Source organism: Cohaesibacter haloalkalitolerans (genome assembly GCF_003574655.1).
GTDB classification, from domain to species: Bacteria; Pseudomonadota; Alphaproteobacteria; order Rhizobiales; family Cohaesibacteraceae; genus Cohaesibacter; species Cohaesibacter haloalkalitolerans.
In genome coordinates this window covers 400974-419947 of the sequence record NZ_QNUM01000001.1, presented here as the reverse complement: position 1 = coordinate 419947, position 18974 = coordinate 400974, and the positions used below count along the sequence as shown (strand labels likewise).

Here is an 18974-nt window from a genome sequence, read left to right as displayed (position 1 = left end):
TGACTATCACCGCTAGTCTACCACCATCATACGTTAACCATTGCGTAATATTTGCGCCGGTTTACGATTAAGACTTGACCACGTTCCAACAAGACCAAGTAAAATTGTCAATAGCATGGCAAGCACAACGACGAGTGCAGAGACCAGCGGCTGCCACGAGAAGGGCATGTCCATCACGTTTGTCAGCACCAGATAGGCCGCAACGTGCCCGATCAGCAGCGCAAAGATCGCCGTGATCACCCCCAGCAGACAATATTCCAGCGAATAGGCCAACAGCACCTTGCGGCGCGTTGCCCCGAGCGTCTTGAGGATGACCGCATCATAGATGCGTTCCCTCTGCCCGGCAGCCAAGGCCCCGGCCAGCACCAGAATGGATGCAACGATGGCCAGCGAAGACGCCGCCCGCATGCCCCAGGCCAGCTGGCGGACCAGATCATTGACCGTATTGAGCGCGTCCCCAACCCGGATGGTCGTGACCGCCGGGAAATCCTGCACAATGGCCTTCATGATGCCGGATTCCCGGCGGCTCACCTCTTCAGCACTCTCCTTGCCCTGAGGATCCAGACTGAGGGTCGCGAGATGGGAATGGGGCGCACCGGCAAAGGTATTCGGCGAGAAGACCATCACGAAATTGATCGCCAGCGACTGCCACTCGACCCGCCGCAAATTGTGGATCTCCGCCGAAATGGTGCGGCCAAGCACGTTCACTTCGATGGTATCGCCGATCGCCAGCCCCATCTGTCGGGCCAGCTCGGCATCGAAGGACACCAGATTCTTGCCGGAATAATCCGCTGGCCACCAGCTGCCTTCGACCAGCGTGGAGTTTTCCGGCAACGTCGCCGAATAGGTGATACCCCGGTCCCCGCGCAACACCCACTGGGCATCGTCCGGTGCCTTGAAATCGCGGGCATCGATGCCCTTGAGCGAAACCAGACGGCCACGCAGCATCGGGACGCGTTGATGCGTCCCCTCAGGTGCCAGCTTCTCCAGCTCGGCCTCAAACTGGGTAACCTCGGAATTCTGGATATTCATGAAAAAGAAGTTCGGCGCCTTCTGCTGCAGATTGCCCGTCAGCTGCTGTTGCAGGTTGAGATCAATCAGCACCAGCGTCACCAGCAGGCTAAGCCCGAGCCCAAGCGAGAGCGCCACCGATGGCGTCAGTGCGCCGGGCCGGTGCAGATTGGCAATCGCCAGCCGTGGCACCACATGGCGGAAGCGCGGCAAACGGGCAGCCGTCTTCATGATGACAAAGGCAACAAGCCGCAACAGGGCAAAGACAATCACCATGCCCACAAGGAAAGCAGCGGCCACATAGAGCACCTCGGCAGTCGCCAACACCAGCGCCACGAGCATCGCCCCCAGCGCCAGCACGATCCCCCAGTCGCGCTTGCTGGCCCGATATTTCACCGGGGCGATCTGGTCGCGAAACAGCGCGGTGGCCGGAATGGCGCGAGTGCGCAGCAGTGGCCGGATGGAAAACAGCAGCGCCGCCAGAAGCCCGAACAGCGCTGCCTTGCCCAGCTGCAACGGATGGAAAAGCTCCGACGAGACCGGCAGGTTGTCCGGCACCACCGCTTGCAGGATGAACGGCACAAGACTGGCAAAGAACACCCCGATCGCAATGCCGATCAAGGCGATGAACAGGATCTGCATCAGATAGATGCCGACAATCAGCCAGCTTGGCGCCCCGAGGCATTTATAACTGGCAATGGTCGTCTGCCGCCCGGCGATGAAGGCCCGCACCGCATTGGCGATGCCAACCCCGCCGGTGATCAGCGAGGCGAGCCCCACCAGCACCAGAAAGGCAGCAAAGCGGTCAATGTTCCGCGCCAGCCCCTCGGCGGCATTGGCCCGCGAGCGAATGCGCCAGCCGGCATCGGGAAATTTCTCACGGATCTGTGCGATCACCGCATCGATTTGCGAAAGCGACGGTGTGCCCGCCATCCTGATCCGCGTGGTCCAGCGCACAATGACACCGGGCTGCAACAGATCGGTCGTCTGCAGGTCCTCAAGGCTCATGATCACCCGTGGGCCGAAGGCCAGACCCGAGGCCAGCGCATCCGGTTCATCGGCAATGCTGTCGGCAATGGTGAAATGCCTGACACCGATGACCAGCGGATCACCGACAGCAAGCCCCAGCCGTTCGAGCAGCAACGGATCGACAATCACCGATCCGGGCGCCAGCCGATGACCATTGGTCGTCACCAGCGCCCCGACCATCGGATAATTTCCATCCACGGCCTTGATATCAATGAGCAATTGCTCGGAAGCATCGTCCGTTCGCGCCATCGCCCGCAAACTGCCGATCTGGCCGATCTGGCCAAATTGGCCAAGATAGGCAAGCTGTTCGTCTGTTGCAGGCACGGCCGTTGCCGACAGTGAAAGATCGCCGCCCAGGATCTGCCGCCCCTGTTCGTTGAGCCCGCCAGTCAAGGCCTTGGAGGCCGACCCAACGCCACCGATGGCGGCAACGCCCAGAGCGATGCAGGCCAGAAAGATATAGAAACCGCGCAAGCCGCCGCGCATTTCCCGCAAGGCAAACCGGAAGGCAAGGCGCAGCGAGGCCCAAAGCCCGCGATCAGCCGCCACGACCGGCGCAAAGCCCGCACCACCGGCAGTCTGTCCTGAAGACATCTGATCCATCATGCCCCCTATTCCCCGGAAAGAGCATCAGCAGGCGCATCTGCAAGTGCGTCCGCATACGCCTCTTCATGCGGCGTTTCCACCAGCTGGCCTGATTTCAGCCGCACCACCCGCTCGCAACGGTCCGCCAGGCGTGGGTCGTGGGTTACCAGCATCAAGGTCATGCCGCGCTGTTTGTGCAGGCGGAACATCAGGTCGGAAATCTCCTGACCGGTGTCACTGTCGAGGTTGCCGGTCGGTTCATCGGCAATCAGGATCGAAGGTCGTGGCGCCAGTGCACGGGCAATCGCCACCCTCTGCTGTTCACCGCCCGACAATTCGGCAGGATAATGATGGACGCGATGCCCCAGCCCGACGGCTTCAAGCTCTGCCCTGGCGACATCAAAGGCATCACGACGCCCCGCCAGCTCCAGCGGAATGGCGGTGTTTTCCAACGCCGTCATGGTCGGAACAAGATGGAAAGACTGGAAGATGATACCGATCCGGGTGCCGCGAAACTGCGCCAGCGTGTCTTCGTCCATGCGCGACAGGTCACTGCCCTCAACCAGCACCTTGCCCCGATCAGCCTGTTCAAGCCCTGCCATCACCATCAACAGGGTCGACTTGCCCGAACCGGACGGTCCGACAAGCCCGACCGAATGGCCGCTCTCGATGTCAAGATCGATCCCGCGCAGGATATCGACCCGCGAATGGCCAGCCCCGAGGCTCAGATAGACGTCATGCAGGGAGATGATCGGCGCCTTGCTGACCGGATCAGCCGATGACAGGTGCGATGTTTCAGAAACTTCGGGTGTGAGGGATGAAGTCACGAGGATCCTAACCTATATTGCAAGAAAACATGTGCCCGGAATGCCGGAAAGAAGACAAAATGTTGGTTTCTATATGGGGTTGAAAAACCGGAATCAAAGCCGACAGGGACCGGTTCGGGCGCATTTAGTAATATTCACAAGAGATAAGAGTTATGGTCAGATACGATAAATGGCACGATGGCAAACCGCATTGGCTTGGATCCGGGCGCGCCTCTGCCACAAGCGCGACAGCCAGAAGGGCTTTGCCTCCCGGTCTTGCCGCCCTGTCCTTTCTCTTCCTCTTTCTGCTGGGGGTCTTTGCCATGACCGCAGCCAGAGCAGACACCATCCGCATTCTGTCCTTTGGCGATTCCCTCTCGGCCGGATATCAGCTGCCCGCAGGCACGGGCTTTACCGACCGCCTACAGGAAAAGCTGAATGCCGAAGGGCTCGACGCCGAAGTGATCAACGCAGCGGTCTCGGGCGATACCACCGCCTCCGGCCTTTCGCGACTGGACTGGTCAACCCCGGACGATGTCGATCTGGTGCTGCTCGAACTGGGAGCCAATGATGCCCTTCAGGGGTTGCCGATCGACAGGGCCAGGGCCAATCTGGCCGCCATGATCGAGACATTTCAGGCCAAGGGCATCAAGGTTGCCCTGATGGGCATGATGGCGCCGCCCAACATGGGCGCCGATTACACTGCGTCCTTCGATGCCATCTACCCTGCCCTTGCCAAGGAATACCAAATTCCTTTATATCCATTCTTTCTGGAAGATGTGGCAGCCCAGCCGCATCTGAACCTTGAGGATGGCATGCATCCAAACGAGGAAGGCATAAAGATCATCGTTGCCAAGGTAGCACCTTTCATCATTGATATTCTGAAACAAACCAACTGACCGCGTGCAGCTTGCATGCGTCCCATGAAAATCAGACCGGTTCCCACCTTTTACCGGCCATAGAAAAACGGATTCCGACATGGAAATGAGAAAACTGGGTCGTACGGACCTTGAAGTGAGTAGCCTTTGTCTGGGCACCATGACCTGGGGTGAGCAGAACACCAAGGCAGAAGCCTATGAACAGCTCGACTATGCAGTGGATCAGGGCATCAATTTCATCGACGCCGCCGAGCTCTATCCTGTCCCGAGCAGGGCCGCCACACAGGGCCGCACCGAAGAAATCATCGGTGATTGGATGCAGGATCGCGGCAACCGCTCCGACGTCATTCTTGCCACCAAGGTCATCGGCCGCTCGATGAGCAACTGGTTCCGTGACGGCGAGATCGAACCGCGCCTCAACCGCGCCCAGATCTTCGAAGCCGTCGACAAGAGCCTCAAGCGCCTCAAGACCGATTATATCGATCTTTACCAGATCCATTGGCCGGACCGGAAGGTCTCGCAGTTTGGCGCCAACCCGATCATTTACGCCCATCCGGAACCGGCCGACGACGAAACCCCGATTGCGGAAACCATCGCTACCATGGACGAGCTGGTCAAGGCTGGCAAGGTCCGCCATGTCGGCCTGTCCAACGAGACCGGCTGGGGCACGATGAATTATCTCAACGAGGCGGTAAAAGGCACCGGGCCGCGTGTTGTCTCCATCCAGAACGCCTACAGCCTTCTAAACCGCACCTTCGAAATCAACCTCGCCGAAATCGCCATGCGCGAACAGGTGGGCCTCTTGGCCTATTCGTCCCTCGGTCAGGGCACGATCACCGGCAAGTATCTGGACGGCAAACAGCCGGAAGGTGCCCGCATGACCCTGTTCAAGAATTTCGGCGCCCGCTACCAGACCCTCGGGGCAGAACCGGCGATCCGCGGCTATCTCAAGGTGGCCGAAGACTTCGGCGTGGATGTCGCCCAGATGGCGCTGGCCTTCGTGCACACCCGCGGCTTCACCACGTCGGTGATCCTTGGCGCCACGAAAATGGAGCAGCTGAAAAATGACATCGCCTGCCATGATTTCGTGCTGACCGCCGAAATGGAAGAAGCCATCAACAACGTGCACCGGGTGCATTCCAACCCTTGCCCGTGATCGGCCAATCGTTGGCAAACACCCCGATCTGCCGCAGATTTCAACAGACCGGGGCCTGAGCCAGAAAGCCATGAAAGCCGCGCCTTACCGTACATTCCGGTAAGGCGCGGCTTTTTTCTTGCCGGTCGGGACGGCCCCTGACAAGACCGCAGCCAAAGCTTTTAAAGCATCGTCACATTTTTTCGGCTATCCTCTGAGGGCAGCCGCTCCGAAGTGATTCGACACTGATCTAACAATTGCTTTGGCCGAATTCATTTCGACGGTAACAATGGATCACCAGATCCAGCCGCGACAGAAATGTCCAGCCCCTCGTCCAACACGGGAGCGAAATGATGCCACGTTTGTTTGCCGGCCTGGAAATCCCCCAACCCATCACGACCATGTTGTCCCTGCAAAGAGGCGGCCTTTATGGTGCGCGCTGGATCGATGAAGCAAATTATCACATTACCCTGCGCTTCATGGGGGATGTCGACTATTCGCTTGCCAACGAAATCGTCTTCCAGATGTCCCAGATCCAGTGCCCCGAGTTCACGCTTTCTCTCAAGGGCTTTGGCTCGTTCGGTGCCAGAAAGCCCCATTCGGTGTTTGCCGCGGTCCAGAATAACGAGGATCTGGGGCTCCTGCATCAGGAGCTGGAACGGCGCATGCGCAAACTTGGCCTCCGGTCGGACAAGCATGACTACACGCCCCATGTCACGCTGGCGCGCCTCAAGAAGACGGCGGAACCGATCGACGTTGCCAACTATCTGGCCCTGCGCGGCGGCTTCCAGACCGAACAGTTCAGGGTTCCGCGCTTTGTGCTCTATTCATCCCGCGACAGCGTCGGCGGAGGGCCCTATGTGATCGAAGAAACCTTCGACCTTCTGTAGATTTTAAAAAAGGGCCGCTTGTTCGGCCCTTTGCTCTTTCTGGCTGGGATGCGGGTCGGCGACCGACCCGCCGTCACTGCCGCCTAACCGAACTTGACGAACAGCTTCGAATAGGCTGGCTTCAGCTTCTTCATCGCTTCGACCACAGCGGCAGGATCATTGCTCTTCAAAGCCGAGCTGAGCCCCTCGACCGAAGCGTTCAGGTCCTTGAGCTGCCCCTTGAACTCATCGTTGGCCATCAGGTCCGCAGGGGCATGGCGAGCAAGATTATCGGCCACGTAGCGCAGCACTCCGACCTTCTCGAACAGATCGCCCCGCACCGCGTCAGACCAGCCCTCGACACTCACCTTGGTCAGGAGAACGGGTTCCATCGAGGCATGATAGGCATTCACATAGCTGCTGAACACCATGACACCGTTGCGATCACGCAGATCGTCAAGTTCGCCGCGAATGGCTTCCAGCACATCGTGAGCCTCCAGCACATCGCCTTTCGCCGTGGCGTCGGCCGCCTTGTCGGCAATGGAACCGATGGTGGCGAGAGTTTCAGACCATTTGGCCTCACCGGCATAACGGGCCGGAACATCCGTGTAGGTCTTGATAATGGTGCCATTCCAGATCGACTGGAACTTGGCAATCGCCTGTTTGGCTCCCTCGGCATCCTTCTGGTTGCTCTTGAACAGGGCAACCCGGTAAGGCGCATAGGCCTTGGCAACGTCGGAATCGAAATCGGCAAATGCCCCCGAAGTCATGCACAGAAGCACAGAAGCGGCGAGGACCGGGCGGAAGAAACGAGACATGACCTTCTCCATATGTATGTAATTTCGAATATACAGAAACATAAAGGCGCAGTCTGCACAGCCTGCTCGATCAAATCAAGCGGACTTTTCAACGAAGTTTTTGTAATAAAATGTCGCTGGCCTTGTCGATCAGATGATAGACATCCTCGAACGCATCCGCCCCGCCATAATAGGGATCGGGCACTTCATAGGAGCGCTTCAGCACCCCGACACCGCAATATTCCAGATAGAGCGCCACTTCCGCCGTGCCATCCCGTGGCTGCATCGCCCTGATGTCGCGCAGGTTGTCCCGATCCATCGCCAGAATGAGGTCGAAGGCATAGAAGTCCTCTGGTGCAATCCGGCGCGCCCTGAGGTCGGTAATGTCGGTGCCATGTTGCCGGGCAACGGTGATGGTGCGGTTATCCGGGCGGCTGCCAATGTGCCAGGCGCCCAGTCCTGCGCTATCCAGAAGGAACCGGTCCGCAAGGCCATTCTCCTTAACCTTCTGCCGCAAAACCCCTTCCGCAAGCGGAGACCGGCAAATATTGCCAAGGCAAACGAACAGAATGGACTTTGGATGAGCAGGCTGCATGAAGATGTCTCGCGAAACGATGATCTGGCCGAACCATTAGCAGACAACCTATTCGCCTAAAGGTGCAGTCGCAAGCCCTTTCCACCTGCAAAAACGGCAGTTTTGGAAACTTTTTGACAGATACGGCATCGGCCAGCAAAACGGAAAATGTCTGGTCTTAAGAGCTCTGGAACCGCTTCACCCAACACCTTGCGCATACGAACCACCAAGACAGTCCCACCCTATACTGAAAAAACAACCACGACAAACATAGTAAACAAAATATTTATTGAACAATATCCAAACAAAAACAAGAAAGAGACAATTAAATTCCACTTTCGTTAATATTTATATTATAAATTACTAAGGATCACTACGGGAGGTATCATGCCTTACTTCATCAGCAATGAAAACATTGAGAACAACCTGATTTCATTCTTGATGGAATCGGTAGACCAAGGCATTTCAGTCACCGATAGCAATCTCAACATCGTCTTCATGAATCGCGCCGCCTGCAAGATGCTGGATATTCCGATCAGCCTCCTGCAGAAAAACAATTCCCTCAGAAATCTGATCAGTTTCATGGCTGAACGCGGCGACTACGGCCCCGGCGACCTCGATGAAATCGTCACGCGGCGCATGACCATGTTGCAGCAGGAAGCCATTCACGACATCGAGCATGAAACGACGGATGGACGCGTGATCAGCCTGCAGGGCAAGTTTGCTTGCGAAAACATCTTTGTTTCCATCTTCACTGATGTCACCGAACAGCGCGCCTACGAGGCCAAGCTGGAGGCAATCCAGTATGAGTTGGAACTGAAGCTGGAGAACAGCCTGCGTGAAGTGCGCTACAACCGCGACCTGCTCGTCAATGCGATCAACGCCATCGATGATGGCATCATCCTGTTTGACGAGGATGATCGGCTGGTGCTGGCAAATACCCGCATGCTCGATCTCTATCCCAATCTCAAGTGCCACCTGATCCGGCAGTCTCCCATTTCCAAGATCAAGGACTTCGATCTGCCAACTGCGGAGGACTTCAGCGAAGAGGACGTGATCCGCGGCCGTCACCGCAACGAGGTGAAGCTGCACGATGACCACTGGTATCGCATCGAACAGTCGGCCACCGTCAATGGCGGCAAGATCGCCATCTTCTCGGACATTTCCACCTACAAGGATCAGACCAGCAAGCTGCAACAGCACACCAACAAACTGGTCAAGCTGCTGCAGAAAGAGATCTCCCTGTCTGAAACCCAGCGGGAATTTGTCTCGATGGCCTCCCACGAGTTCAAGACGCCGCTCGCCATCATCGACAGCAACGCCCAGCGCATCGAACGCAAGGCCGGGGACATGCCGACCGAACGGCTGCTGACCCGTATCGCCAACATTCGCGACTCGGTTGAGCGCATGCAATATCTGATCAATCGCTTCATGGATTTCTCGAGCGAGGAAATCGCCGGTCTGAAGATGGAAGCCAAGAAGCAGAATTTCCGCAGCACCGTCGAGCGCCTCTGCATGACTCACCTGGAGATGGGCGAGACCGCCAACATCCAGTGGGATCTCAAGGGTTTGCCCGAACACGCCAGCTTCGACCAGAATCTGCTCGATCAGTGTGTCAGCAACATCCTGTCCAACGCGATCAAATATTCCGAACCAGGAGCCGCCATCAAGGTCATTGGCCGTAACACTGGCAAACACATTACCATCGAGGTCTGCGATCAGGGCATCGGCATCCCCGAAGAGGAGGTGCCGAAGATCTTCAACAAATACTATCGGGCCTCCAATTCCAGCGGCATCGCAGGAACAGGCATCGGCCTCAATTTCACCCAGATGGCCCTCAAGGAGCAGGGCGGCAGAATTGAAGTCAGAAGCAAACTCGGGGAAGGATCCTGCTTCACCATCTTCCTGCCCGCATCCATTGCCCTTGCAGAGTCGGAGAGTGGCGATCCTGAGCAGAAGGACAATCAGACCGAGCCTGATCAATTGGCGTCCTGATTGAAGACATATCGGAGAAAGACCCATGCCGGAAAAAATTCTTTGCATCGAAGATGAAGCGCTTCTGCTCGAAGACATCGTCGAGGAATTGCAAGATGCTGGCTACCTGACGCTGAAGGCCAGCAACGGCAAGGAAGCAATTGAAATCCTCAAATACGAGACGGTCGACCTCATCCTGTGCGACATCATGATGCCGCTGATCGACGGTCCGACGACCCTCAAGCTCGTGCGCGAGCGGCTGCCGCAGCACAACGAGGTACCCTTTGTCTTCCTGACGGCCAAATCCACGCGGGAGGACATCCTTGTGGGCAAGAAGATGGGCGTTGACGATTATCTCACCAAACCCATCGACTATGATCTGCTGCTAGCCACCATCAAGGCCCGCCTCGAACAGGTCAACCGCATCAGGGAGACCAACGAGGCCAAGCTAAAGCGCATCTATCACGCCCTGCGCGAAAACCATTCGGCCGAGCCCCTGTCCGTTGCCCTCGTGGCCAATTCGCACAAGTTTGTCCTGCCGATCGAACAGGCCTTGCAGGATTTGGGCTGTCTGGTGGAGTTCATCCACGAAGAGCATCTGGCTGTTCGTAAGGATGCGATCGAGAAGAATGATCTGGTCTTCCTGTTCTACAGCAAGATCGTGCACTATTATCTTACCGGCCTCATCAACACCCGCGCCACCCACGGCCGTGGCAAGATGATCCTGTTGTGCAAGGACAATGTCGACCACAATCTGCGCGAGGCCCTGCTGGAACTTGGCATCGGCAAGACCATTGATTATCCCTTCCCGCCGGTCGCCATTTTCAAGACCATTCTGGAAGCCACCCAGAACAAGATCTGAACGGACAGCCCACGCAGGCAAAGACACCTGCGCGAATATCTGCTTCCGGCAACCGGCAAAATATAGTAAACCCACCCAACAGGTCAGAAACCGCGACAGGGCAGGAACGGCAACAGTGCCCAACCCTTCCCTTTTGAAGGGGGCCGGGTGAGGCAGACAAGGCCGCACATCCCTACCCACGAAACCCCTCCTGGTCGCAACAGCATCAGGCTCCGGAGAAGCAGCCATGAAGAACAAAGTTCAGCTCATCACCTATGTCGACCGGCTCACCGGAGGAAGCTTTGTCAACCTCAAGACCATGATCGACGGCCCGCTGGCAGGGCTGTTCGGAACGGTGCACGCCCTACCCTTTTTCGACCCCTATGACGGAGCCGATGCCGGGTTCGATCCCAAGGATCACACTGTCGTCGACCCACGCCTTGGCAGCTGGGATGATGTGCGCGCCCTGTCGACATCGGTTGACGTGATGGCCGACCTCATCGTCAACCATGTTTCGGCAGACGGCGTCGCCTTTCAGGATTTCCTCAAGAAAGGCGCTCAGTCCGACTATGCGGACATGTTCCTGACCTATGCGTCCGTCTTTCCCAATGGCGCCACCGAAGCCGATCTCACCTCGATCTACCGCCCAAGACCGGGGCTTCCATTCAACCAGATGACCTTTGGCGATGGCAGCAAACATCTGATCTGGACGACTTTCACGCCCAAGCAGATCGACATCAATGTGCACAGCGAGAAGGGCGCAGCCTATCTCGACAGCATCCTGACGCGCTTTGCCGAAGCCGGCATCAGCTGCATCCGGCTTGACGCCGCCGGCTATGCCATCAAGAAGCCGGGCACCAGCTGCTTCATGATCCCGGAGACCTATGATTTTCTCGCCGAACTGACCCACAAGGCCAAGGCGCGCGGCATGGAAGTGCTGGTCGAGATCCATAGCTACTACCAAGACCAGATCGAGATTTCCAAAAAGGTCGACCGGGTCTATGACTTCGCCCTGCCGCCGCTGGTCATGCACGCCCTGTTCACGGCAGACGCCGCGCCGCTCGCCCGCTGGCTCGAAGTCAGCCCGCGCAATGCACTGACAGTGCTCGACACCCATGACGGCATCGGTGTCATCGACGTGGGAGCGCACGCCGACGGCCGCCCGGGCCTTCTGGCCCCCGACGCGATCCACAATCTGGTGGAGACCATGCACGAGCGCTCAGACGGCACCTCCCGTCAGGCCACCGGTGCCAGAGCCTCCAATCTCGACCTCTATCAGGTCAACTCGACCTATTTCGATGCGATCGGGCGCCGCGAAACCGACTATCTGATCGCCCGGGCTGTACAGTTCTTTGCACCCGGCATCCCGCAGGTCTATTATGTCGGCCTTCTGGCCGCCGGGAATGACATGGACCTGCTCGCCGCCACTGACGTCGGCCGGGACATCAATCGCCATTACTTCAAGAAGGGCGAAGTGGAGACGGCCCTCGCCACCCCGGTCGTATCGGCGCTTACAAAACTGATCCGCTTCCGAAACGAACATCCTGCCTTCAACGGAGCCTTTTCTCTGGTTCAGCCTTCCCGTTCCGAACTGGAACTCATCTGGAAGGCCGAGGGACAATGGGCCAAGCTGTCCGTCGACTTTGCGAAGATGGCAGCAACCATTTCCCACACCGGCCCGAAGGGTGCCGCGAGCTTCGCCGTTCAGCCCTGAACAGCTCTCATCCCCTGCCAAAGTCTCACCGGCCCCAAGCCGGTTGAGACTTGCAATTGTTCAAATTTCACGCATTTTTTAAGTAGTTGCCCAAAGTACAGGCAGAGTTGCCATGTGCAACGGTACAACTTCGGGTAAAATTTAGGCTGGAAATGTTTTAAAGAGGTTGGAAGACCTCATTGAAACGGCATAACATGCTAAAAAGAAAGGCCCTTGCACAATTTATGACGCTTGGTCCAAAAATTGCTTTTCTTAAGGCGTAAAAGTTCATTTAGTACGTTTCAGGCTCAAAAGGACGGTTTTCCGCATCGGAACTGACTCAACAACAGCTTATAAGGCAGATAAGCCGCAGAGACAGATAGCTGCGGAAAAGCAGACAACGCGAGCAATTGAAGCGCCAACAAAAAGGTGCATCGCGTGAGTAACTACGACCCCTGCGCATTTTTTTGCGAAATGTCGAGCGAGATGTCCAATCGCAGCCCCAAGCTGCAAGACATCTGGAAAAGGTTTGACGAAGCAGATTTTGAAAATCTCACGGCCCGGTCCAAGGATGCCGATCTGGAGCTTTTCAATCTCGGTGTCACCTTCACGGTCTATAGCGACAAGGACGTGATCGATCGTGTTCTGCCCTTTGACATCATACCAAGGGTCCTGACAGCACGGGAATGGGACACCATCGACCGGGGCGTCATCCAGCGCGTCTCCGCCATCAATGCCTTCCTGCATGACATCTACAATGAACGCCACATCCTGAACGACGGCACCGTTCCGGCCGAGCTGGTGCTTGGCAATTCCAACTATCGCGACGTCATGGTCGGCTTCCAGCCCGCCTGCGGGGTCTATACCCATATCTCCGGCACAGACATCATCCGCGACGACAACGGTCAGTTTCTGGTGCTTGAAGACAATGTGCGCTCACCCTCTGGCGTGTCCTATGTTGTCGAGAACCGGCACCTGATGGAACGCTCCTTCCCGGACCTTCTGGCCGACCTCAAGCTGCGCAAGGTGTCAGACTATGGCACCAACCTCTTCTCCAAACTGAGCGAAGTTGCCCCGAGCGGCTGCATTGACAAAGACGAGCCGCAGGTGGTCGTCATGTCGCCGGGCATGTTCAATTCGGCCTATTTCGAGCATATCTTTCTCGCCCGCGAAATGGGCGTGCCCGTTGTCGAGGGCAGTGACCTCTTCTGTGACGAGGACAGGGTCTACATGAAGACCATCGCCGGTCCGCGCCGGGTTGACGTCATCTATCGCCGCATCGACGATGCCTTCCTCGACCCCGAGGTGTTCCGCCCGGACTCAATGCTCGGCGTCAAAGGCCTCGTCAACGCCATGCTGAAAGGCAACGTGACCATTGCCAATGCGCTCGGCACCGGAGTCGCCGACGACAAGGCGGTCTATGCCTACATGCCGCGCATCATCAAATACTATCTCGATGAAGAACCGATCCTGTCCAACGTCGAAACCCATATCTGCCGGGAAAAGGACGCCCTCCAGTATACTCTCGACCATCTGGACGAACTGGTGGTCAAGCCGGTTGGCGAATCCGGTGGCTACGGCATCACCATCGGCCCCAAGGCAACCAGGGAACAGCTTGATGAAGCCCGTGCGGCCCTGTTGGCCAACCCGAGCAATTTCATCGCCCAGCCGATGATCTCCCTGTCGGTCTGCCCGACACTGGGAGAAACCGGACTGGTGCCGCGTCACGTCGACCTGCGCCCGTTTGCCATCACCGGCAAGGGCACATGGGTCCTGCCCGGCGGCCTCACCCGCGTCGCGCTCAAGGAAGGCTCCCTGATCGTCAACTCCTCGCAAGGGGGTGGCACGAAAGATACCTGGGTGCTTGCCGAGGACCAATTCAATTCAAATGACGGAGGCAACGCATGAGCATGCTGTTGAGTCGCTACGCCGAAGCCCTGTTCTGGTTCGCCCGCTATATCGAACGCTCCGCAAGTCTGGCGCGCATCCTCAATGTACAGGCCGGTTTCTGGCAGGATCACGCCAATCAGGAAAACTGGGCCTCGATCCTGTCCCTCTATGTCGACACCGACCGTTTCACCGAGCGCTATGGTCAGGTGACCGCCCAGAAGGTAGCCAAATTCTACATCACGGACCGCGAAAATCCGAGCTCCATCCTCTCCTGCCTGTGGGCGGCGCGTGAGAATGCCCGTCTGCTGCGGCCGCTGATCTCCGTTTCCATGTGGTCCTATATCAACGTCTCCTACAACGAGATGAAGAGCCTTAGCGACCGCGATCTGGATGCGGCGCGCCTGTCACGCACCTGCGAATCCATCGCCCGCACCTGCGACGCCATCATGGGCGTCACCGAAGGCACCTATTATCGCGACGCCGGCTGGCGCTTCTACCAACTCGGTCTGTGGATCGAGCGGGCCGACCAGACCAGCCGACTGCTCGACGTCAAGGTTGCCCAGGTGGCCAACTACAACGGCCTCGACCAGACCGAGACGGTGGCAGATCTGGAATTCTGGAAGCTGCTGCTGCACTCCTTCGAAGCCTATCACGCCTTCCAGCGCAACAGGCCGGGCCGGATGGACCCGAAGAAAGTCGCCAATTTCCTGATGTTCAACCAGAGCTTCCCACGCTCGCTTACCCACTGTATCGGCGAGATTCAGGACATGCTCAACGACCTTTACATGGGTTATCAGCTGCGCCGCGTTGCCCGCTGCTATGAAGAGGTCGAGATGCTGCAGTATGAGCTGGAAGCTGCCGCAAAGGATCAGCATCTGCATCTCCGCTTCCACGGCTTCAATGACATGGTGCAAAACCGGCTGATGGAAATCACCAAACAGTTGGGGCAGTCATTCTTCGGTCATGCAGACTGGTCAAAAGAGGCAGAGGAATGCCAGAACCAGACCAAGTCACAGACACAGTCCCAGACCTTGTCCTGACGCAGCACCCGAACCGGCACAACCGAACCTTTTCATTCTGATCTTTTCCTGATCCGTCCATGGGCAGATGTCCGAAAGGGATCCGGGGCTTGAAACAAAGGCACATAGTCTATGTCCATTCATGCAGCTCTGACGCACAAGACCAAATATATCTATGACCGTCCCACCGGCATGGGTGCGCAAGTCATCCGCCTGCGACCGGCACCCCACACGCGCAACCAGATTCTCTCCTATTCCCTGAAGATCGAACCGGCCGAACACTGGATCAACTGGCAGCAGGATCCGTTCGGCAACTATATGGCCCGCATCGTCTTTCCCGAAAAGATCCGGTCCTTTGCCGTGACCGTCGATCTGGTCACCGACATGTCGGTTATAAACCCGTTCGACTTTTTCATCGAGGAAAGCGCCGAGCACTACCCCTTCCCCTATGCCGAAGGCGAAAAGAAGGATCTCGCCCCCTATCTGGAAGTGGGCAAGAAGTCACCGCTCCTTGAGGCCCTGCTCAAGGAGATCGAACCGATCCACAAGGGCAAGAACATCAAGACCGTCGACCTTCTGGTGCAGGTCAACCACCTCATCGAGAGCAAGATCGATTATCTTATCCGTATGGAACCCGGCGTCCAGTCCCCCGAAGAGACGCTTACCAAATGCTCCGGCTCCTGCCGCGACAGCTCGTGGCTGCTGGTCCATGTCATGCGCCATCTGGGGCTGGCCGCCCGCTTCACCTCCGGCTATCTCATCCAGCTCAAGCCCGATGTGAAGCCGCTTGAAGGGCCGGAAGGCACGGACCATGACTTCACCGATCTGCACGCCTGGACCGAGGTCTATATTCCCGGCGCCGGCTGGATCGGCCTTGACCCGACCTCGGGCCTTCTGACCGGCGAAAGCCACATCCCGCTTGCCGCGACGCCGCATCCGATCTCGGCCGCCCCCATCACCGGAGCCCATGACAAGGCGGAAGTGGAATTCGAATTCGAGATGGACGTGCAGCGCATTTTCGAGCGCCCGCGCGTAACCAAGCCCTACACCGATGAGCAGTGGAAGGCCATCAACACCCTTGGCGATGCGGTTGATGTCCGTCTTCAGGACGGCGACGTCCGCCTGACCATGGGTGGCGAGCCGACCTTTGTGTCCATTGACGACTATGAGGGCGACGAGTGGAACACCGCCGCCGTTGGTCCTTCCAAGCGCTATTACGCGGAAAATCTCATTCGCCGCCTGCGCGACCGGTTCGCCCCCGGCGGCCTGTTGCATTTCGGTCAGGGCAAATGGTATCCGGGCGAACAGCTGCCCCGCTGGGCCTTCTCGCTCTACTGGCGCGCCGACGAGGAGCCGCTCTGGGAAGACCCGGCCCTCATCGATCAGGAAACCCCGCAAACCCCGGCCAACGCCAAAATTGCCCAGCGCTTCATGTTCAAGCTGGCCGAGAAGCTCAAGATCGACCCCAAATGCGTGCTGACCGCCTATGAGGATCCGGCCCATTTCTCGCTGGTCGAGCAGAAGCTGCCGGTCAATATCGATCCGTCCAACAACAAGATCGAGGATCCGGCCGAACGGGCGCGCATCATCAAGGTGTTCGACAAGGGCCTCGGCACCCCTGCCGGTTTCGTGCTGCCGGTTCAGGCCTGGAACAGTCAGGCCTATGGCCGGTCATGGATGTCCGAGGTCTGGAAATTCCGCCGCGACAAGCTGTTCCTCATCCCCGGCGACAGCCCGGTTGGCTTCCGTCTGCCACTCGGCTCACTGACCTATCTGCCACCGACGCAGTTTCCGCATGTGATGCCTATGGATCCCCATGCCGCCCATGCGGCTCTTCCGGCACGGGAAGCGCTGTTGCGCGATCGCCGCAAGCCCTTCACGCCGCGTGAGAAGCTGAAGAAAACCGATCCGGCCAAGCTGCTCGAAGCCCCTGAAATACAGTGGCACCAGACCGAGCATCAGACCTTCATCCCGATGAATGAGGTCTCCGGCCACGTCCGCACGGCCCTTTCGGTCGAACCGCGGGACGGTCACCTCTGCATCTTCATGCCACCGCTGCAAAATGCCGAAGACTATGCCGCCATGGTCGCCGCCATTGAGGACGCTGCCAAGGATGTTGGGCAACCAGTGCATATCGAAGGCTATGAACCGCCGTTTGATCCGCGCCTCAACGTCATCAAGGTCACGCCGGACCCGGGCGTCATCGAGGTCAACATCCAGCCGGCCTCAAGCTGGAAGGAAGCCAGCAAGATCACCCAGATCCTCTATGAAGAGGCCCGTCTGGCCCGCCTCGGCACAGAGAAATTCATGCTCGATGGCCGCCACACCGGCACCGGTGGCGGCAACCATATTGTGCTCGGCGGCGTCACTCCGTCAGACAGCCCCTTCCTCAGACGCCCCGATCTGGTGGCAAGTCTTGTCACCTACTGGCAGAATCACCCGAGCCTTTCCTATCTCTTCTCGGGCACCTTCATCGGTCCGACCTCTCAGGCCCCGCGCGTCGACGAAGGACGTCACGACAATCTCTACGAGCTGGAAATCGCACTCAAGCAGGTGCCGCTACCCGGCGAAGGCTTCATTCCGAACTGGCAGGTCGACCGCCTGTTCCGCAACCTGCTCATCGACGTGACCGGCAACACCCACCGGGCGGAAATCTGCATCGACAAGCTGTTTTCGCCCGATGGTCCGACCGGACGCCTTGGCCTCATCGAGTTTCGCTCGTTTGAAATGCCGCCACACGCCCAGATGTCGCTGGCCCAGCAGCTGTTGCTGCGCGCCATCATTGTCCGCATGTGGGAACGGCCCTATCGCAACAAGCTGGTCCGCTGGGGCACCCAGTTGCATGACCGCTTCATGCTGCCGCACTATATCCGCGAGGACTTCCGCGATGTCCTGAAGGATCTGTCCCTGCACGGGCTGGAACTCGACGAAGGCTGGTTCGCGCCGCATTTTGAATTCCGCTTCCCACGCTATGGCGAGGTCAACTACGACGGCGTGCAGATCGAGCTGCGGCAGGCACTGGAGCCATGGAACGTTCTGGGGGAAGAAGGCGTCATCGGCGGCACCGCCCGCTATGTCGACAGCTCCCTCGAGCGTGTTCAGGTCAAGGTCAAGGGTCTCAATCCCGAGCGCCACGTCCTGTCGGTCAACCAGGTGGCCGTTCCGCTCCATCCGACCGGACGTCAGGACGAGGCCGTGGCAGGCATCCGCTATCGCGCCTGGCAACCGCCATCCTGCCTCCATCCGATGATCGGCGTCCACACACCGCTGACCTTCGATTTGATGGACAAGTGGCACAAGCGCTCGCTGGGCGGTTGCCGCTATCATGTCGCCCACCCCGGTGGTCGCGGCTATGAAGTCTTCCCGGTCAACGCCTATGAGGCCGAAAGCCGCCGCCTGTCACGCTTCGAAATGATGGGCCACACGCCGGGCTATGCCGACCCGGTCAAGCTGGAGGACAGCGCCGAATTCCCTTATACGCTGGACCTGCGCCTTGCTTCGGTCAGGTGACGCTCCGTTGCCAGCATGACACCGATCCGACAGGGCGGGAGCCATCAGCTCCTGCCCTGTGCTTTTTCAGCCCCCATTCAGGGCAGTCATCGACCTTTGAGCAATCATCAGGGACATGGAATGCGAAACTGCGACTTTGTATTTTCACCCAACAGATGATAAAAGCGTAACTCCATTTCCAATGTTGCAGCTGGAAACGGGCAGCCAATCCGAAATAACAAGAAGAACGAGCGTTCCACAGGAAGCCAGCATCGCGGAGAGAAAACAAAGTTGGAAACGGCCAAAAATCCGACAGCAAGCCCGACAGGAAATCCGGCAGCGAGCCCGACAGCCAGACTGTCAGGGAGCACCGCGCAGGACAGC

At 58.0% G+C, this 18974-nt stretch carries 13 protein-coding genes; 9 read left to right on the top strand and 4 right to left on the bottom strand.

Going from position 1 to position 18974, the window contains the following annotated elements:
* Positions 1-33: 33 nt before the first annotated feature.
* Entirely contained in the window at positions 34-2646 is a 2613-nt protein-coding gene (locus tag DSL70_RS01915) for an ABC transporter permease (protein WP_245418064.1), read from the bottom strand.
* A gap of 5 nt (positions 2647-2651) precedes the next feature.
* A complete protein-coding gene (locus DSL70_RS01910; protein ID WP_119306582.1) occupies positions 2652-3410 on the bottom strand; it encodes an ABC transporter ATP-binding protein in 759 nt (252 codons plus the stop codon).
* Positions 3411-3754: 344 nt separating this feature from the next.
* Here DSL70_RS01910 and DSL70_RS01905 point away from each other — a divergent pair, with 344 nt between their 5' ends.
* The 3 genes from DSL70_RS01905 (at position 3755) to thpR (ending at position 6334) form a co-directional block, all read left to right on the top strand.
* Positions 3755-4330, top strand: a complete 576-nt coding sequence (locus DSL70_RS01905; RefSeq protein ID WP_425359330.1) for an arylesterase — start codon at positions 3755-3757, stop codon at positions 4328-4330.
* Positions 4331-4409: 79 nt separating this feature from the next.
* Positions 4410-5465, top strand: a complete 1056-nt coding sequence (locus tag DSL70_RS01900; protein WP_119306183.1) for an aldo/keto reductase — start codon at positions 4410-4412, stop codon at positions 5463-5465.
* 329 nt (positions 5466-5794) lie between these two features.
* The gene (thpR, locus tag DSL70_RS01895; protein ID WP_245418062.1) at positions 5795-6334 is read left to right on the top strand and encodes an RNA 2',3'-cyclic phosphodiesterase; all 540 of its coding nucleotides are present in this window, start codon (positions 5795-5797) and stop codon (positions 6332-6334) included.
* An 83-nt stretch (positions 6335-6417) separates the two neighbouring features.
* Here the strand turns inward: thpR and DSL70_RS01890 are convergent, their stop codons facing one another.
* Together DSL70_RS01890 and DSL70_RS01885 are read right to left on the bottom strand one after the other, a co-directional pair.
* The gene (locus DSL70_RS01890; RefSeq protein ID WP_162916281.1) at positions 6418-7131 is read right to left on the bottom strand and encodes a hypothetical protein; all 714 of its coding nucleotides are present in this window, start codon (positions 7129-7131) and stop codon (positions 6418-6420) included.
* A gap of 88 nt (positions 7132-7219) precedes the next feature.
* A complete protein-coding gene (locus tag DSL70_RS01885; RefSeq protein WP_119306181.1) occupies positions 7220-7705 on the bottom strand; it encodes a low molecular weight protein-tyrosine-phosphatase in 486 nt (161 codons plus the stop codon).
* Positions 7706-8071: 366 nt separating this feature from the next.
* Here DSL70_RS01885 and DSL70_RS01880 point away from each other — a divergent pair, with 366 nt between their 5' ends.
* The 6 genes from DSL70_RS01880 (at position 8072) to DSL70_RS01855 (ending at position 18611) form a co-directional block, all read left to right on the top strand.
* A complete protein-coding gene (locus DSL70_RS01880) occupies positions 8072-9679 on the top strand; it encodes a sensor histidine kinase (RefSeq protein ID WP_119306180.1) in 1608 nt (535 codons plus the stop codon).
* 25 nt (positions 9680-9704) lie between these two features.
* Positions 9705-10520, top strand: coding sequence for a response regulator transcription factor (locus DSL70_RS01875; protein ID WP_119306179.1), 816 nt, complete (start codon positions 9705-9707; stop codon positions 10518-10520).
* A 226-nt stretch (positions 10521-10746) separates the two neighbouring features.
* The gene (gtfA, locus tag DSL70_RS01870) at positions 10747-12213 is read left to right on the top strand and encodes a sucrose phosphorylase (protein WP_119306178.1); all 1467 of its coding nucleotides are present in this window, start codon (positions 10747-10749) and stop codon (positions 12211-12213) included.
* Positions 12214-12678: 465 nt separating this feature from the next.
* Positions 12679-14100: a circularly permuted type 2 ATP-grasp protein gene (locus tag DSL70_RS01865; protein WP_245418061.1), complete on the top strand. Its 1422-nt coding sequence runs from the start codon at positions 12679-12681 to the stop codon at positions 14098-14100.
* On the top strand, positions 14097-15122 hold the full coding sequence (locus tag DSL70_RS01860) for an alpha-E domain-containing protein (RefSeq protein ID WP_119306176.1): 1026 nt from the start codon (positions 14097-14099) through the stop codon (positions 15120-15122). Before DSL70_RS01865 ends, DSL70_RS01860 begins: the two co-directional genes overlap by 4 nt.
* Positions 15123-15233: 111 nt before the next feature.
* Positions 15234-18611 (top strand): transglutaminase family protein, encoded by a 3378-nt coding sequence (locus DSL70_RS01855; RefSeq protein ID WP_119306175.1) that lies wholly within the window; start codon positions 15234-15236, stop codon positions 18609-18611.
* Positions 18612-18974 lie beyond the last annotated feature (363 nt).

Bases quoted from the DNA above. Each gene is read 5' to 3' on its own strand.
- DSL70_RS01860 (WP_119306176.1), top strand. From the start codon at position 14,097: ATGAGCATGCTGTTGAGTCGCTACGCCGAAGCCCTGTTCTGGTTCGCC.
- DSL70_RS01865 (WP_245418061.1), top strand. From the start codon at position 12,679: ATGTCCAATCGCAGCCCCAAGCTGCAAGACATCTGGAAAAGGTTTGAC.
- gtfA (WP_119306178.1), top strand. From the start codon at position 10,747: ATGAAGAACAAAGTTCAGCTCATCACCTATGTCGACCGGCTCACCGGA.
- DSL70_RS01875 (WP_119306179.1), top strand. From the start codon at position 9,705: ATGCCGGAAAAAATTCTTTGCATCGAAGATGAAGCGCTTCTGCTCGAA.
- DSL70_RS01855 (WP_119306175.1), top strand. From the start codon at position 15,234: ATGTCCATTCATGCAGCTCTGACGCACAAGACCAAATATATCTATGAC.
- DSL70_RS01915 (WP_245418064.1), bottom strand. From the start codon at position 2,646: ATGATGGATCAGATGTCTTCAGGACAGACTGCCGGTGGTGCGGGCTTT.
- DSL70_RS01880 (WP_119306180.1), top strand. From the start codon at position 8,072: ATGCCTTACTTCATCAGCAATGAAAACATTGAGAACAACCTGATTTCA.
- DSL70_RS01905 (WP_425359330.1), top strand. From the start codon at position 3,755: ATGACCGCAGCCAGAGCAGACACCATCCGCATTCTGTCCTTTGGCGAT.
- DSL70_RS01900 (WP_119306183.1), top strand. From the start codon at position 4,410: ATGGAAATGAGAAAACTGGGTCGTACGGACCTTGAAGTGAGTAGCCTT.
- thpR (WP_245418062.1), top strand. From the start codon at position 5,795: ATGATGCCACGTTTGTTTGCCGGCCTGGAAATCCCCCAACCCATCACG.
- DSL70_RS01885 (WP_119306181.1), bottom strand. From the start codon at position 7,705: ATGCAGCCTGCTCATCCAAAGTCCATTCTGTTCGTTTGCCTTGGCAAT.
- DSL70_RS01890 (WP_162916281.1), bottom strand. From the start codon at position 7,131: ATGTCTCGTTTCTTCCGCCCGGTCCTCGCCGCTTCTGTGCTTCTGTGC.